The organism is Pseudoalteromonas sp. S8-8 (assembly GCF_000497875.1).
Taxonomy (GTDB): domain Bacteria; phylum Pseudomonadota; class Gammaproteobacteria; order Enterobacterales; family Alteromonadaceae; genus Pseudoalteromonas; species Pseudoalteromonas arctica.
The window spans coordinates 1-14,453 of sequence record NZ_AUTR01000055.1 but is presented as its reverse complement, the minus strand read 5'-3'; the positions used below and the strand labels follow the sequence as shown (position 1 = coordinate 14,453).

Genomic DNA, 14,453 nt, shown 5'->3' with positions numbered 1-14,453 from the left:
TAATGCCAGTCAGTTAACAGCTGACTGGCTTTTTTTATTGGGGTATTTACTGGGTTTTGGTTTCACACACCTCGGATACGCCCGCTCCCGTTTTATCGGCAATATGTGATATTCAACTTGAGCTTGTAATTGCTCTATTGATTTAGGTATCCGTCCTGCATTTTCTATAAACATTGTATGAATAAGGTTAATAATACTAATAGCACACGTCGTAAAACTCAGGTGTTTTGCATATATCCCAGATTTTTTCTGCGCCATTTTCACCATCTGGTATCGGAGCAAGTTATAGCTCAACATTACGCCCCATAATTCTTGCGCTATCATCTCAGGTTTCTTGCTGCGTAGCGTAAAGTGACTATTCAGTAAGGTTTGTTTCATTTCTCGATAACCAAGTTCAATTTCCCACCGATCACTATAGAGGTCAACAATTTCAGCCTTAGGGAAACGCATTGGGTCTGTTAATGAAGTGAGTATATTCACCTCTTTCCCCTTAACCGTTTTTGTGACTAGCCTAACTTCAATGCTCTCTGGTAAATCGTCGAACTTTTTTCTCGCTTGTGCTGTTGCTTTTAGCTTGATGAGTTTGTCTTGACGACCTAGAGAGCGAACAATTTCATATTGCGTGCCTTTTCTCATCGGTTGAAGCCAATGCCTATTTACCCCAGCATGATGCCAACGATTGAGTAAGCCTAGAGAATAGAAGCCTCTATCAAATAACGTCAGTGAGTTATCGGGTGTTGCCTCGATTAAGTCTTCAGCCAACACCATTTCACTAGTACGACAACTATCAAAGGCGCTCCCCATTAATAAATGACTAGTTAACTCCATCAAACACACCATGCGAACCTGAGGGAAGGCCGTGTCACCATACTGATTTTTCCACATGGAGAATGCATGTTGATTTTCAGCAGTATCCGGTGTGCGCCAAATGACACCATCAACACCCAGTAGTGATAGCCCGCACCATGTGGGATGGTTCGCATCAGCATTCCACATTTGCTGACTTTGCTCAAAAACCTGTTTAACGGCATCAGCCCCAAGCCGCTGCCTAGCCTGTACAACCGCGCTGGGCGCAACGAGTTCTTTTTTACCTGGTAAAGCGAGCCCTAATTTACTGACAATACTCCACAGTGGGTCTTCACGATAAAACGACATACAAATGACTGTCCAAACGGCCATCTCAACAGGAAGCCTTCTTTTCCTTATCGTCGCGACACCTGCGGTTTCTGCGCATTGTTTGATAAACTCAGGGCATAAAAAATCACTCAGTTGACCTAAGCCTTCTGAATTGGGTGCGTAGCTATTGGCTAGAGAAAGTGCGGTAGTGAGTTGCAAAATAAAAGGCTCCTGAATAAATTCAGAAGCCTTTATAAACTAACCAGAAGATCGGTCAATGGATCGTTAAATATTTCTTAACTGATCGGCATTAAGCTTAGGCTGCCTTTTGCGTTTTACCAAGTTTATTCAAATAGCTCATCAAGTACGTAATAAAATAACTTAGCCTGTTCCTCTAAGCTCACACTCAGCATTTTTTGCGCAACTTGCTCGCCAGTTATTGGTTTGTAACGCTTTAAAAACGGAAGTCGTGTAATAACAGGAAAAATAATACTGCCTATCTTTTCTGCCACTCTAAATTGCTCACGATCACCTAATAATAAAGAGGGTTGTAAAATACTTATTTTATCAAAAGGGAGTGCTTTAATATGTTGCTCAAGCTCACCCTTCATTTTCAAATAAGCACTGTTACTGTGCGTGTTCGCCCCGCTTGATGACACTAAGCAGTAATGCGTAACACCATTACATGCCGCTAACTGCGCCGCTATAAACTGATAATCAAAATCTACTTTACGCTGAGCTTGTGTAGAGCCCGCCCGTTTACGGGTTGTGCCCAAACACGAAAACAATACGTCACCTTTAAAAAGCTCAACGTATTGAGTTAATTTTTCAAAATCAATAACGTGATTAACTAGCTTTGCGTGTGTAATAGGCAAAGCCCGACGACTTAACGTAACCACTTTGGTATAACGATCGCTATTAAGTAGCTTATGTAGCAACTCATTACCGACCAAACCTGTAGCACCTATTAATATCGCCGTTTTAGTCATAAATTTATTTATTTTCGCCCACTTTATTAAGTACGTGCTGCACTGCTTTTTTGTAGCTTTGCGTTTCTTCACTCGCGCACGTTACTACAGATTCTAAATCATGAAGATGGCCGTTTTCTAAACCATAAACCCAACCATGAACGCTTAGCTCTTGGCCGCGTTCCCACGCATCTTGCACAATGTTAGTACGGCATACATTACGTACTTGCTCAATTACATTTAGCTCAATAAGGCGGCTTAAACGTTCGCTTTCTGGCATTGCATCAAGTTGTTCAAGATGCTTTTCTTTTACATCCCCTACATGGCGTAGCCAATTATCAATAAAGCCAAATTTTGCATTGTTTAAAACGGCTTGTACGCCACCACAGCCATAGTGACCTACTACCATGATATGTTTTACTTTTAAAACCTCTACAGCGTACTGCATAACCGACAAACAGTTATGGTCAGTGTGTACAACCACGTTTGCAACGTTACGATGCACAAATAATTCGCCTGGTAATAAATCAACTATTTGATTAGCAGGTACACGAGAGTCTGAACAACCAATCCATAAATACTCTGGATTTTGTTGCATAGATAAAATTTTAAAAAACTCAGGATCAGCTTCGCTTGTACGTGCAGCCCAACGTTTATTGTTATCGAATAAATTTTTTAACTTTCTCATTGCATCTCTTATTAAGTCGAGGACGGAAATTTAATGGATATTAGCAAGAATCAAAATATTACGAGGCGTTAACTGCTTTTCACAAAACGTTTTAACGCTTACTTGATAGCCTTGCTGTTGCAAATATAAAGCACGATCGAGCACAAGCCAAACTTCAATTGCTCTTCTGAACACATGTCGAACCAGTTCAACTCGGTCAGTTATTTTTTTTCGAGCAACCCCAACATCTAAATATTTATTATAATCAGTATCTTGAGGTAGGTTTATTGCCTTTTTGTCTGCAGCCCATGCACAAAATGATTTAAACGAATCTGAGAATATAGCTTTGTTAACCGAAGGTACGCTTACATAATATTGCTCGCCAGTAATTGATTTTCTAAGTGCGTCAAAACCAAGTCGCCATTCAAGTTCTGTTTTACGTACTTTTTCCAGACGAGAAGGCGCTGTGACAGTTTCTTGTAATGCGAGCTTTAAATCGCGATGCGTTAGGTTAAGCTCACTTTGGTTTGCAACCTCACTCATTACACGGTACTCATTAGCCGTAAATAAATGATAGCAACAAGGTGAAAAGCTAATTTTCTGTACTTTCGCTAAACTTGCTTGGCGCATAAATGCTTGGTGCAAACCACCACATGCGTGTAGCGCTACGGCATGCATATCAGCATTAAAAAATTGAGTGATATCGTCTTTTAATACATCTGCTTGGCTAAAGTGCATTGCCAAGCCTTGTTGCTGTGCACTTTTTTGTCCTTGCTCGCATAAGCTTTGTTGCAGTTCAATACTATGCACATCACTTGCGCCATTAAAAGCAAGCATTCGCCCTAAGTGTCCTTTACCCGCACACCACTCTAAAACTGGTTGCTTAGTAGTAGGTAGTGCAGATACAAAATCTTGTAACTGATCAAACTTACGACCTTTAATGCCGTTACTTATCCAAAACGGATAATCAGCTCGAGAGTGTGCAGAGCTAGGTAAATCACATAGCTTAGCAAGTTCATCAAGTTGCTTTATGTGTTGGCTAAAAAATTGGTATAGCTGATTTTGATCGTTATCAAGAACGGTTACCTGATCATCAGTTAGTTCGTTAAGTATGCCTTGCAGCTCTGGCCAAGGAATAGTGTCAAAATCAAATGCGGTGCACTGCCAATACTGACGATGGCGCATTAAAAGTGAATCAAGTGCAAAAAATTGCTCAGCTAAAGTCATAACAGCTTAAAAAATAAAAAGACAATTAATTATATCAGCTCAGTGAGCTCTCATTAAGCAGTTATTTTTGGCTAAAAATCAGCCGTAAATACAAAGGTATTGAAATAATACTCACCAAAATAGCTGCTATAAGCATCCATGATAATTGCATCTTTTCAGGCTCTTGGTATTTATAAATAAAGTGAGATTTCACTTCGTCAAATTCGTTTTGCTGTATGCCATATAAGTCAGCAATTAAACGCCACTTTGCTATCGACATATGCCCTAAACTGGTAGTGGGTGGGGTTATATAACTTTTTAGTACTTCAGCCTCAAAGGCGAGCTGATGAAAGCTCTTACTCGGTGCATAGTTTTGCTGGGTGACTGCAATGGCTTCATCCATGTTCATCATTGCATAGCGCCAACCTTTTAGGCTCGCTTGGTAGAATTTTTCGACCGTTTGCGGATTTTGCTTAAGCATGTTTTCGCTGGTAAATAAAATGTCGCTATATACATCCATACCATAACGCTGTGGGCAAACAAGCCGATGAGCTACGCCTTGTTGAGTCATATAATAAGGCTCTGTAGTAACATAAACTTGCATAGCATCTAGCTTGTTTTCAATCCAAGCCTGGTTAAAATTTTCGCCATTGTAAACTTTGAGTTTATCTACATCAACGCCACTGCGTTTAAGCATAATAAGTAGCTCGGTGCCATCATTTTTGCTCACCGCAGTGATACGTTTATTAACAAAGTCACGTGGATGAAAAATATCAGACGTGTCTTTAACCATCCAGCAGTAAGGTGAAAATTGTAATAAGGCAGCCATAGCAACAAGAGGTTGGCCATTTATACGTTGCTGTAAAATACCAGAATGCCCTACACCAAATTGTGCTTCGCCACTGGCGACAGGACCAAAGGTATCAGGTTTCATTGGATTAGCTTGTTTAATAGTTACATCAAGGCCCGCTTCATTATAAAAGCCTTTTTGCTTGGCCATATAATAACCGGCAAACTGAAACTGATGTGTCCATTTTAGCTGTAATGTGACAGATTCTTGCGCCGCGATATGGCTACAAAAAAAGCACAATCCAATGATTAATCCTTTAAATAGCAACTAGGTGCCCTCAAAAAGTATGACGATTACCTGTAACTATATGTAAAACGTGTAATAAAGCAAGCACCCGAGTAAGGTGCCTGCCTTTAAAGAAGAATTATACTGAGGCGAGTTTTTCGGCTTTTTCTGCTTGCGGTTTTGATGTTAAAAATTGGGTAAAACACGGATTTTGTGTTTCATCTTGTACACTGTAACCTAAGCGATTCAAATGCTCGTTAAACATTTCATACTGACTCGGCTCAATAGCAAAACCTGCCAGTACATTCCCCATCGAACCACCGTGATTACGATAATGAAATAAGGTAATGTTCCAATTGCTGCCTAAAGTATCTAAGAAGCGTGCAAGCGCACCCGGATACTCAGGAAATTCAAAACGCAATAAACGTTCATGTAATTGCTCTGGTGCTTTTCCGCCAACCATATAACGCACATGTAATTTAGCGAGTTCGTTATCCGACAAATCGCAAAATTGATAATCGTTATTTGTTAAGTCTTGCTTTAACTCATTAAGCTCTTGCTCGCCTTGGCGAAGTGCAATGCCCACAAATATTTGTGCTTCACCAGGTCCTGCATACCGATAGTTAAACTCAGTAATAGCACGGCCACCTAAAGAAGCACAAAACTGTTTAAAACTGCCTTTTTCTTCTTTAATAGTAACGGCTAATAGCGCTTCGTTTTTTTCACCCAGCGCAGTGCGCTCTGCTACATAACGCAGGCGATCAAAGTTTAAATTAGCACCCGAAAGCACAGCCGCTAAATGTAGTCCTTTTAACCCCGACTGCTGACTCCACTTTTTAAGCCCAGCAGTTGCAAGTGCACCTGAAGGCTCTGCAATTGCACGGGTAGATACAAAAATATCCTGCATGGCTGCACATATTTCATCGCTAGTAACGGTTACAACTTCATCGCAAAACTTTTGTGCTAAACGAAATGTTTCAGTGCCAATAATTTTAACCGCTACGCCATCGGCAAAACTACCAACGCGATCAAGCTCTACAGGCTTACCTGCTTCAAGTGCTGCTTGTAAACACGCACTTTCGTCGGCCTCTACGCCAATTACTTTTATATCTGGACGCAGCGATTTAATATAAACCGCCATACCAGCAAGTAAACCGCCGCCGCCAACAGGAATAAACACAGCATCAAGCTCGTTTAATTGCTGCATTAACTCGCGTGCTACAGTGCCTTGACCAACAATGACATCCGGATCGTCAAATGGCGGGACAAATATACCGTTACGTTGCTCTGTTAGCTCAAGCGCATAGGCTTTTGCTGCATCAAAATGATGGCCATGTAATACAACTTCACCGCCAAGTGCGCGCACTGCGCTGACTTTTATTTCAGGCGTTGTTACTGGCATTACAATAGTTGCTTGATGCCCAAGGTGAGATGCACTTAATGCAACCCCTTGAGCATGATTACCCGCAGAAGCAGTGATAACCACTGAGCCTTTAGGTAATTTATTTAATTTGTTATACGCACCGCGTAATTTAAATGAATACACGGGCTGTTGGTCTTCACGCTTTAACCAAACATGATTACCTAACTTTTTACTGAGTTCAGCCATTTCGCTAACCTCAGTAACTTTAGCCAAAGGCTCCATGTTTGCTTGAATAATAGCGCGAAAATAATCGAGCTCTTGAGAGACCATAATTAACTAAGCGCCTCCAATTTAGCTAAATCGCGCACTGCGCCTTTATCGGCACTTGTTGCAAGTAATGCATAAGCCTTTAAAGCAGACGAGACATAGCGCTCACGATCAACTGGCTTGTACGCCATTTTTCCGCGTGCTAATTGCTTTTGTTTACGTGCCTCAAGTTCTTCATCGCTTAGCGCTAATGTGATTTCACGTGTTGCGATATCAATAATGATTTTGTCGCCATTTTCAACATAAGCAATTGCACCACCACTCGCCGCTTCTGGCGATACATGTCCAATTGATAAACCCGAAGTACCACCCGAAAAGCGACCATCAGTAATAAGTGCGCATTTTTCAGCTAAGCCTTTCGATTTTAAGTAGCTTGTTGGGTATAGCATTTCTTGCATACCTGGGCCGCCTTTTGGTCCTTCATAACGAATAACAACAACATCGCCGGCTTTTACTTCGTTATTTAAAATCCCTTCTACTGAATCATCTTGTGATTCGTATACAATGGCGGTGCCTTCAAAATGTAGCATTTCGTCAACTACGCCAGCACTTTTTACAACACAACCATCAACGGCTAGATTACCTGAAAGCACAGCTAAACCACCGTCTTGGCGAAAAGCATGTTCAACGCTTCGAATACACCCATTCACGCGGTCATTATCGCCTTCATCCCAACGACACTCTTGGCTCATTGCTTTAGTAGTTCGAATGCCCGCAGGACCCGCACGGTAAAATTTGCGCGCTACTTCGTTAGTTGGGTCAGTTGCATCCCATTTTTTAACAAGCTCAGCCATTGTTGACCCTGCGACATGATTCACTGACATATCAACTAAGCCCGCTTTACCAAGCTCGCGTACGACTGCCATCATGCCACCTGCACGGTGGACATCTTCAATATGGTACTCTGGTGTTGCTGGTGCAACTTTACATAAAAACGGTGTTTTACGAGAAAGCGCATCAATATGCGACATATCAAAATCAACGCCCGCTTCTTGCGCTGCAGCGAGTAAATGTAATACGGTATTTGACGAGCCGCCCATTGCAATATCAACAACCATTGCATTCATAAAGGCTGTTTTGTTAGCAATAGCACGTGGTAATACATCTTGATTATCTTTTTGATAATACTCACGACATAAATCAACAATACGAGCCCCTGCTTCAACATACAGTTGTTTACGGTCTTTATGAGTGGCAAGCGTGGTACCGTTACCCGGAAGTGCTAAGCCTATTGCCTCTAACAAACAGTTCATTGAGTTTGCAGTAAACATGCCTGAACACGAACCACATGTAGGACACGCAGAGCGCTCTACTTGCTCTGAATCTGCATCACTTACCGACTCATCTGCGCCTTTAACCATGGCATCAACTAAATCAAGTTTAATGTCGATGTTAGCAAGTTTAGTTTTACCCGCTTCCATTGGGCCGCCCGATACAAATATTACCGGTATGTTTAAACGTAGCGCTGCAAGCATCATCCCTGGGGTGATTTTGTCGCAGTTTGAAATACAGATCATCGCATCGGCGCAGTGACCATTTACCATGTATTCAACCGAGTCAGCAATTAAATCGCGTGAAGGCAGCGAATAAAGCATACCGCCGTGTCCCATCGCAATGCCATCATCAATAGCAATGGTATTAAATTCTTTAGGAACTCCACCCGCTTGGGTTATCGTCTCACCCATAAGCTCACTAAGCTGATTAAGGTGTACATGCCCTGGTACAAATTGTGTAAACGAGTTAACTACGGCAATAATCGGTTTACCAAAATCAGAGTCTGTCATACCAGTTGCGCGCCATAATGCTCTTGCGCCTGCACGTTTACGTCCTTCAGTTGTTGTTGCACTTCTTAATTTAGCCATAGTTACCTCAGTTTTTGCCGCAATATAAGCGGGCATTCCTCATTCTAAAATTGGTGAATAACCGAGTGACTCAGTTACTCGTAAATTATTTTTTAATTCGTAATTACACAGCCTGTTGATGCTGTAAATTTTGTAAAGTGACTTCTTTTACATCCACCAGCTTGTTTAGCTGGCTGGTTAATAGGTGAATAGGTTTATCACTATCTACCGTCATGGCTACGTTGTATAAGCCATCATCCATATTGAGCTGAAAATGCGTTAGGTTAAAACCACGATGACGCACCACTCGTAAAAAGCGTTCTACCGCTATACTTTGGCTTTTTAATGCAATAGTTAGGCTGTGTTTCATTTTGCTTTCTCCGTCATCATTTCGTCGTTAGCAGCCCCAGGTGGTACAAGTGGCCAAACATTTTCTTTATCATCAATACAAGCATGTACTATGTACGGGCCTTTGCTGTTAACTAATGCTGTAATAGCATCATCAACTTGGTTAGCGTGGGTAATTGTTTGCCCTGGAATACCAAATACAGCAGCTAGTTGCACAAAGTCTGGGTTATCCGACAGGTTAGTTTCAGAGTAACGTCCTTCAAAAAACAGTTCCTGCCATTGGCGAACCATACCCAACCGCTGGTTATCTAAAATTAATATTTTTACAGGTAAATTATTACGGCGAATCGTGGCCAATTCTTGAATATTCATCATTATTGAGCCATCGCCCGATACAGTGATAACAAAGTCATCAGGGCGTGCTACTTGTGCGCCAATAGCAGCCGGTAAACCAAAGCCCATCGTGCCTGCGCCACCACTGCTTAAATGATTACTCGGGTGAGTAAACTTCATGTGTTGTGCTACCCACATTTGATGCTGACCTACATCGCAGCACACAACGCCAGTTTTTGGCATGCGTTGGCTCAGTTGGTTTAATAAGTACGGTGCGTAGACCTTCTCACCTGGGTAGTCGTAACGCCACGCGTGTTTAATATTCATTTCTTTATTTGTGTCACACCACGCTTTAGGTGTTACAAAGCACTCAAGTGCGGGTAACGACGTTTTTAAATCAGCAATTAATGAAGCTTTAGCAGGTTTTCGCTTACCAACTTCAGCAGCATCGATATCTAAATGGATTACTTTAGCTTTAGCTGCAAATTTAGCTAAGTTACCCGTTACGCGGTCATCAAAGCGCGCACCTATACACACAAGTACATCACATTCTTGCACGGCAATATTAGCGGCTTGACCACCATGCATACCTAGCATGCCTAAGTAATGCTCGTAGTCAGGTAACACACTGCCTAATGCTTTTAGTGTTGATACAGCAGGCATCTGCGTTTTATTTAAAAACTGCATTAACTCGTCTTGCGCATCAGCGGCTTGTACACCACCGCCTACGTACGCTACAGGCTGTTTAGCCTCACTCAACAATTGATTAGCAATAGCAACTTGCTTTAAATCTAACTCAGGTAAGTATTCATCAGCTGCAAGCCAAGGCTTAAAAGGGACTTGCGCCATTTGAATATCTTTTGGGATATCGACAAGTACAGGACCTGGTCGGCCGCTTTGCGCTAAATGAATTGCTTCTTGTAGTATCTCTGCTAAGTCTTCCGCTCGTTCTACCATGTAGCTGTGCTTAGTACACGAAAGCGACATACCTAGTACATCTATTTCTTGAAACGCATCTGAACCAATAGCTGCAGTAGGCACTTGGCCGGTGATCGCCAATAATGGTACTGAGTCCATCATCGCATCAGCAAGGGCAGTTATTAAGTTAGTTGCACCTGGGCCCGATGTTGCAAAACACACACCTAATTTACGCGTGCTGCGAGCATAACCAACAGCTGCAAACCCTGCACCTTGCTCATGGCGAGTAAGGTAGTGTTTGACTGGCGCGCCATACAGCGCATCGTAAATTGGCATAATAGCTCCGCCTGGGTAGCCAAATACTTCATTTACGCCGTGTTTGGCCAATAAGTCGATTGTTAGTTCTGCGCCTGTCATTAATAAACCCTCATTCCTCAGTGACAACCCAATTACATTTTTACGCTAAAAACTTTACCCTTAAAACTAAAAAGCCCTCCGAACGGTTAAGTGCGGAGGGCTTTTTTAATGCTTAAGTTTTTAAAGCACTACGAAGCCCTCGCGGGAATAATCACCACGATAATAATCAGGACTAGGTTAAGTGCGTTTGTAAGCATGTAATTAATACCAAATTTTGTTCGATTATCGCGAAGGTTATTCCTTCGCTCTCTTTTTATATTAGTACCGCGCTAGGCCCTTTAAGTCAACACCAAAGTTAATCTAACAAAAAGACTAAAAGGCAATTTATCAGGTTTTAAAATTCATTATATAAGCTGGTAGTGGTTTTTTTATGCTCTAATTTTATTCTCAGAAATTCACTATTCTTATATCCCTTATTTAAGGTTTGATTAATTTTTGAGAATATTTTTATAAATAAAATTATTTATCACCTTCAGGTAATGCGTAGGTTCCCTTAAGCAGCTCTTAAGTATTATGGCATAGCATGGCGTTGTTATTTAAAACGAGCCTAAATATGAACGTAATTAGCCAAACATCAGCACAAAAAAAGCCAAATCGTAGTAAACGGTTTTACATTCACTGTAGTGCAAACGCCTTTGTAGTGATGATTGCCTGCTATTACTGTTTAGTTATAAACATTCCTTTTATTCAAGGTTCGTTTAGCGCCATCACCTCATTGGCTTCCTTTTCGTGGCTATTTTTACTTTCAGTGCCACTACTTTTGCTATGCCTTTTAATTATTTTCTTTTCGATAGTGTCGGTTAGGTGGTTACTAAAGCCACTTAATTACCTTTTACTGATAATTTCGAGCGCCGTGCTTTACGGCTCATTAAATTACGGCATCGTGTTTGACTATTCAATGATTCAAAACACGTTCGAAACAGATTCAAGCGAAGCGCTGAGCTATTTAAACCCGCAGCTCATAGCCTTTTTACTGTTGTTTTGTGCGTTACCTGTTTTTATATTAAGCAAAGTAAAAATACACTTTACTCGCCCTCATCAAGAAGCGATTAGTCGTATAAAACTTATTGTAGCGTGCTGCTCATTAATTGCTTTAGTGGTCGTAAACTTTTACGCCGACTACGCAGCTACTGGCCGTAATAACCGTATTTTGAAAAAAGAACTCATCCCATTTCAGTATCTCTCTAGCGGTTATAAATACATGCGCGATCAGCTGCTGTATACCAATATGGAATTTAAAAATATAGATGCAACACCCACCCTCATTGCACCCAATACCACCAGCGTAACAGTTATGGTTGTTGGCGAAACCGCACGAGCAGAAAACTTTGCTTATCAAGGTTATAAGCGTAACACCAATCCTTATACACAAAAGTATAATGTGACGTATTTTAATAATGTGGCGTCTTGTGGAACCGCTACTGCAGTGTCTGTGCCGTGTATGTTTTCACTGCAAACACAAGATAACTTTGATCGATTAGCAGCCGACAACCAACAAAACCTGATTGATTTAGCACAACAAGCTGGCAGCGACGTACTGTGGGTTGATAACAACAGCGGCTGTAAAAACGTATGCACCCGTGTTGTTAATATTGATATACCAACCACCCCATCAGCGCTTTGCGATGGAAAATATTGTTTTGATGAAGTGCTTATTGCTCCACTTAAACGCAAACTCGCTAATTTAAGCCAAGCTAACACCGTTATCGTCCTACATATGATGGGCTCACACGGACCAACCTACTTTAAACGCTACCCAGATAAATTTAAGCAATTTACGCCCACGTGCGACAGAAGCGACATTCAAAACTGCTCACTCGATGAATTAGTTAATACCTACGACAACACAATTGCGTACAGCGACTTTGTTAACGCCCAAGTAATTGAGCAATTAAAAACACTGCCAAACAACATAGATAAGCAGTTTTTATATGTCTCTGACCATGGTGAATCACTTGGCGAAGCCGGTGCTTATTTACATGGTTTTCCGTATAGCTTTGCACCTAGCACACAAACGCATGTTCCTCTTTATATGTGGGCTGATGAGCATAATCAGCGCATTACCAATACCTGTTTAGCTAATTTAGACACCACTGCTGCACGCTCACACGACAATATTTTTCACACTCTTTTAAATTTAATTGGCATTAAAAGCAAAACGTATCAGGCATCGCTCGATTTACTTGCTAGCTGCCAAACAACACCAAGCGAAATAAAACTATGAGTAATAAAACCGTTATAAAACGCCAAGGCTTAATGCGCCTTATTTTTACCTTAAGCCATTCTTTTAACGGCTTAAAATGGATGAGTCGATTTGAAGCGGCGTTTCAACAAGAGTTAGCACTGTTTTCGTTACTTGGTGTGTTTGTATGGCTACAAGAAATTGCACTAAGCGATAAATTATTACTTAGTGCCAGCCTGCTGTTTGTATTGTTTGCTGAACTTGTAAATACGGCAGTTGAGGTTGTGGTTGATAGGATTGGCAGTGAATACCATGAGCTTTCGGGTCTCGCTAAAGATATAGCCTCTGCCAGTGTGTTTATAGCTATGTTAATTGCCGCACTTATTTGGTGGGCTGTGTTATGGGCATAAAGCTAACTTTTATAGCTAAAATAACGAGGCTAATATTTAAAGTAATACCTAAGGTACAAAATGCACTTGGCCCTGTATGGATTTTTGTTGTATTTGCTGTTTTGGCACTTAGCTTGTTAACACTTGCTCGCTTTGGTTTAAGTGTATGGCAAGGCGAACGTGTATTTGGATCTCATGCGTGGTTATCTATATTTATAGGTGGTTTAAGAGTTGATATAGCCACTCTAAGCTACATTATTATGCCCGCATTACTACTTACCTTACTGATGCAAAGCGTAGGTTGGCAAAATAAAGTACGCGGCCTAATAAAAATTTACTTAGTGGGGATGTCTGCTTTACTCGTTTTTTTTGAAGTGATTACGCCTACGTTTATAAACGAGTACGACTTGCGCCCTAACCGCTTATTTATAGAATATTTAATTTACCCTAAAGAAGTCTCAAAAATGATTTTTTCAGGCTATAAGTTAGAAGTATTTATTGCTGTTATAGCACTTATTTTAAGCTGTAAATTTGCAAGTAAAATATTTAGCAATCAATGGCAAAGCAAGTCATCACTAACAGGTTTAAATCAATCAATTTTAGCGCTTGTTTTAGTATGCTTAACTATTTTTGGCGCCCGCAACTCATTAGGACACAGACCACTTAACCCCGCCATGGTCTCGTTCTCTACTGATCACTTACTTAACGACTTAACCCTTAACTCACTTTATAGCGTCGCGTTTGCAGTTAAGCAACTTTCTAATGAGCAATCGAGCCAAGACTATTACGGTAAAATGCCCACCGATGAATTACTTAGTATTGTGCGTAGTAACATGCAAAATACGCAAGGCACATTTAGTGATGTAACCGCCCCTACAAAAACGTTTCATGGCGCAAGTAATACAGGTAAACCCAAAAATTTAGTCATTATTTTACAAGAAAGTTTAGGTGCTCGTTATGTAGGCACGCTTGGCGGTTTACCGCTTACACCTAATATAGACGCCCTTTATAAACAAGGCTGGGGGTTTGATAATTTATACGCCACGGGTACACGTTCAGTACGTGGAATTGAGGCAGTAATTACAGGGTTTACACCAACGCCTTCGCGTGCAGTTGTTAAGCTTGATAAATCACAACGTGACTTTTTTACCATTGCTGATTTTTTAGCGAAGCAAAATTACAACACGCAGTTCATTTATGGTGGCGAAAGCCATTTTGATAACATGCGCAGCTTCTTTTTAGGCAACGGTTTTAAAAGTATCGTAGATACAAATAACTTTAAAAAAATAGACTTTAATGGCTC

At 41.0% G+C, this 14,453-nt stretch carries 12 protein-coding genes; 3 read left to right on the top strand and 9 right to left on the bottom strand.

The features are described from left to right. Positions 1-9 precede the first annotated feature (9 nt). The 9 genes from L659_RS0117875 to ilvG form a co-directional block, all read right to left on the bottom strand. Positions 10-1,335, bottom strand: a complete 1,326-nt coding sequence (locus L659_RS0117875) for an IS4 family transposase (protein WP_024589914.1) — start codon at positions 1,333-1,335, stop codon at positions 10-12. A 125-nt stretch (positions 1,336-1,460) separates the two neighbouring features. Next, the gene (locus L659_RS0117870; protein ID WP_024591431.1) at positions 1,461-2,105 is read right to left on the bottom strand and encodes an NAD(P)H-binding protein; all 645 of its coding nucleotides are present in this window, start codon (positions 2,103-2,105) and stop codon (positions 1,461-1,463) included. A 4-nt stretch (positions 2,106-2,109) separates the two neighbouring features. After that, complete coding sequence (can, locus tag L659_RS0117865; RefSeq protein WP_007582103.1) at positions 2,110-2,772, bottom strand: carbonate dehydratase; 663 nt, start codon at positions 2,770-2,772, stop codon at positions 2,110-2,112. A 30-nt stretch (positions 2,773-2,802) separates the two neighbouring features. Beyond that, on the bottom strand, positions 2,803-3,978 hold the full coding sequence (locus tag L659_RS0117860; RefSeq protein ID WP_024591430.1) for a methyltransferase: 1,176 nt from the start codon (positions 3,976-3,978) through the stop codon (positions 2,803-2,805). 61 nt (positions 3,979-4,039) lie between these two features. Beyond that, positions 4,040-5,074, bottom strand: a complete 1,035-nt coding sequence (locus tag L659_RS0117855; protein WP_024591429.1) for an ABC transporter substrate-binding protein — start codon at positions 5,072-5,074, stop codon at positions 4,040-4,042. Positions 5,075-5,171: 97 nt separating this feature from the next. Next, positions 5,172-6,725 carry a threonine ammonia-lyase, biosynthetic gene (gene ilvA / locus L659_RS0117850; RefSeq protein WP_007582109.1) on the bottom strand — a complete coding sequence of 518 codons (1,554 nt, stop codon included), beginning with the start codon at positions 6,723-6,725 and terminating at the stop codon, positions 5,172-5,174. Positions 6,726-6,727: 2 nt separating this feature from the next. Continuing rightward, entirely contained in the window at positions 6,728-8,584 is a 1,857-nt protein-coding gene (gene ilvD, locus L659_RS0117845) for a dihydroxy-acid dehydratase (protein ID WP_024591428.1), read from the bottom strand. Between the two features lie 103 nt (positions 8,585-8,687). Then, a complete protein-coding gene (ilvM, locus tag L659_RS0117840; protein WP_010553831.1) occupies positions 8,688-8,933 on the bottom strand; it encodes an acetolactate synthase 2 small subunit in 246 nt (81 codons plus the stop codon). Further along, on the bottom strand, positions 8,930-10,579 hold the full coding sequence (gene ilvG / locus L659_RS0117835; RefSeq protein WP_007582116.1) for an acetolactate synthase 2 catalytic subunit: 1,650 nt from the start codon (positions 10,577-10,579) through the stop codon (positions 8,930-8,932). The genes ilvM and ilvG overlap by 4 nt, the downstream gene beginning before the upstream one ends. Before the next feature lie 553 nt (positions 10,580-11,132). Here ilvG and L659_RS0117830 point away from each other — a divergent pair. The 3 genes from L659_RS0117830 to L659_RS0117820 form a co-directional block, all read left to right on the top strand. Beyond that, positions 11,133-12,803 carry a phosphoethanolamine transferase gene (locus tag L659_RS0117830; RefSeq protein ID WP_024591427.1) on the top strand — a complete coding sequence of 557 codons (1,671 nt, stop codon included), beginning with the start codon at positions 11,133-11,135 and terminating at the stop codon, positions 12,801-12,803. Continuing rightward, the gene (locus L659_RS0117825) at positions 12,800-13,171 is read left to right on the top strand and encodes a diacylglycerol kinase (protein WP_024591426.1); all 372 of its coding nucleotides are present in this window, start codon (positions 12,800-12,802) and stop codon (positions 13,169-13,171) included. Before L659_RS0117830 ends, L659_RS0117825 begins: the two co-directional genes overlap by 4 nt. Further along, the coding region (locus tag L659_RS0117820) for an LTA synthase family protein (protein WP_024591425.1) at positions 13,162-14,453 on the top strand (1,292 nt) is incomplete at its 3' end. The genes L659_RS0117825 and L659_RS0117820, both read left to right, overlap by 10 nt.

What these genes read in the sequence shown, in the direction of transcription:
- L659_RS0117870 (WP_024591431.1), bottom strand. Translation starts at nt 2,105, where the DNA reads ATGACTAAAACGGCGATATTAATAGGTGCTACAGGTTTGGTCGGTAAT.
- can (WP_007582103.1), bottom strand. Translation starts at nt 2,772, where the DNA reads ATGAGAAAGTTAAAAAATTTATTCGATAACAATAAACGTTGGGCTGCA.
- L659_RS0117860 (WP_024591430.1), bottom strand. Translation starts at nt 3,978, where the DNA reads ATGACTTTAGCTGAGCAATTTTTTGCACTTGATTCACTTTTAATGCGC.
- ilvA (WP_007582109.1), bottom strand. Translation starts at nt 6,725, where the DNA reads ATGGTCTCTCAAGAGCTCGATTATTTTCGCGCTATTATTCAAGCAAAC.
- ilvD (WP_024591428.1), bottom strand. Translation starts at nt 8,584, where the DNA reads ATGGCTAAATTAAGAAGTGCAACAACAACTGAAGGACGTAAACGTGCA.
- ilvM (WP_010553831.1), bottom strand. Translation starts at nt 8,933, where the DNA reads ATGAAACACAGCCTAACTATTGCATTAAAAAGCCAAAGTATAGCGGTA.
- ilvG (WP_007582116.1), bottom strand. Translation starts at nt 10,579, where the DNA reads ATGACAGGCGCAGAACTAACAATCGACTTATTGGCCAAACACGGCGTA.
- L659_RS0117830 (WP_024591427.1), top strand. Translation starts at nt 11,133, where the DNA reads ATGAACGTAATTAGCCAAACATCAGCACAAAAAAAGCCAAATCGTAGT.
- L659_RS0117825 (WP_024591426.1), top strand. Translation starts at nt 12,800, where the DNA reads ATGAGTAATAAAACCGTTATAAAACGCCAAGGCTTAATGCGCCTTATT.